The organism is Natronomonas sp. CBA1123 (genome assembly GCF_009741925.1).
GTDB lineage: Archaea > Halobacteriota > Halobacteria > Halobacteriales > Haloarculaceae > Natronomonas.
This window is the reverse complement of sequence record NZ_WPCC01000087.1, coordinates 1-1,909: the sequence shown is the minus strand read 5'-3', so window position 1 is coordinate 1,909 and position 1,909 is coordinate 1. Positions and strand designations below refer to the sequence as shown.

General features: G+C 71.0%; 1 protein-coding gene and 1 pseudogene. Both read left to right on the top strand.

Annotated features, from left to right (window positions below):
- Positions 1–1,486 (top strand): ATPase, T2SS/T4P/T4SS family (locus GJ631_RS18330; RefSeq protein WP_156710529.1); only part of this gene is annotated, 1,486 nt, incomplete at its 5' end.
- Positions 1,477–1,909 (top strand): annotated as a pseudogene (locus GJ631_RS18325) (hypothetical protein); the annotation flags it as partial. The gene GJ631_RS18330 and the pseudogene GJ631_RS18325, both read left to right, overlap by 10 nt.

Sequence of the window (1,909 nt, the reverse complement as noted above, 5' to 3'; positions counted from 1 at the left end):
CCCCCTCGGTGCCGCACGCGTCGCGACCGGTCGAGGCGACCCACTCGCCCGCCTCGCAGCCGAAACTGGTCTCGAAGCGTTCGTGGGCCGTGACTACGAGACGGCGCTCCGGCCACACGTCGGGCCGGCGCTCGCGCGCTCGCGAATCGCAACGCGTCCGCCCGCCGAGGCGACCCTGCAGGACCGACAGGAACTCGACACCGGTGCCGTCGTCCGTCGCTACGAGACCGCGGGACTGGCGACGTATCACCTCACTCCAGTCGAACACCGCCTCGACGCGGCGGCGACGGCGACGCTCGCGGAAGCCCACGAACGCCTCGCCAGCGGTGCGGTCTCCGGCGGTGAGCGAGCGCCGTCGCGGGCGGTCCGGTCGGTCGCCGAGGACGGCCAACCGGTCGAGACGCTCGCGTCGGTGTTGGAAAAACACACCCGAGGGCTCGGCGTTCTCGATGACTGTTTCGCGGACGCGGCGGTCACCGACGTGTTCGCGACCGCACCGGTCGCGGAGAACCCGCTCCGCGTGCGTCGTGACGGCGAAACGCTGCGAACCAACGTCAGACTGACCGACGAGGGCGTCGAGTCGCTCGCCTCCCGGTTTCGACGCTCCAGCGGCCGCGCGTTCTCGCGTGCGAGTCCGACGCTGGCGGCGACTGCTCAATGCGACGGCCGCAGGATTCGCGTCGCCGGCGTCACCCGGCCGGTCAGCGACGGCGTCGGGTTCACGTTCCGCGCCCACGACGAATCCGCGTTCCGTCTCCCGGGCCTCGTCGAGAACGGGACGCTCGCTCCGAGGACCGCGGCCTTCCTTTCGGTCGCCGTCGAACGCGGGGCCGTCGTCCTATTGGCCGGCGCTCGCGGGGCCGGCAAGACGACTCTGCTCGGCGCGCTACTGTGGGAAATCCCCGAAAGCGTTCGCACCGTTGCCATCGAGGACACGCCCGAACTGCCAATCGAGGAGCTACAGTCGGACGGCCGCGACGTACAGGCGCTCAGGGTCGAAACGGGCGACGGCACATCCATCGAACCGAGCGACGCGCTCCGGACGGCGCTCCGGTTGGGTGACGGGGCCCTCGTCGTCGGCGAGGTGCGGGGCGAGGAGGCGCGAGTACTGTACGAGGCGATGCGCGTGGGCGCGGCCGACGGCGCCGTCCTCGGAACGATTCACGGCGGCGGTGGCGAGTCGGTCCGCGAGCGGGTCGTGACCGACCTCGGTGTCCCCGAGACGGCGTTCGCCGACACCGACCTCGTCGTCACGCTCGAAGCCTTCGACGACGGTAACGGACGAACCCGTCGCCTCCGAGATATCGAGGCCGTCCAACGCAGTCCTGCCGGCGTCACCTTCGAGTCGCTCACGGATGGGGGCGGTCGATTCGACCCGGTCGAGGCGTCGACGCTCTCCACGCTGGCCGGACCGACAGAAACGCCCGAAGACGTTCGAAACGACATCGAAGCACGTGCGGATACCCTCTCCGGTCGATGTCTCTGATAGCCCGACTCGCCCGTCTGTCGCCGCGGACGGCGGCACCGCAGGCGTTCCTCGACATCGCGCCGCTGCTCGATACGGACCCGCGTCTGCTGGCCGCCGCCGCCGACGGTGCGGGCATCGTCGCCGGTTCAGTGGTCGCCGTCCTCGCCGCCGTTACGATGTCGCCGGCGCTGTTCGTCGTCGCAGTCGGTGTCGGAATCGGAACGACTGCCGGATGCCGGACGGCTGTTCGAACGGTCGGGAGTGCCCGCCGAAGTCGCGCACTCGGCGCGGCACCGGCGCTCGTCAGCCGTGCAGTACTGCGGATTCGCGTCGCGCCAACGGTCGAAGGCGCCGCCGCCTTCGCCGCCGAAACCGACGGCCGCCTCGGCGACCACCTCGAAGAGCACGTTCGACGAGCGCGCGGGACGCCACAGTCGGGGC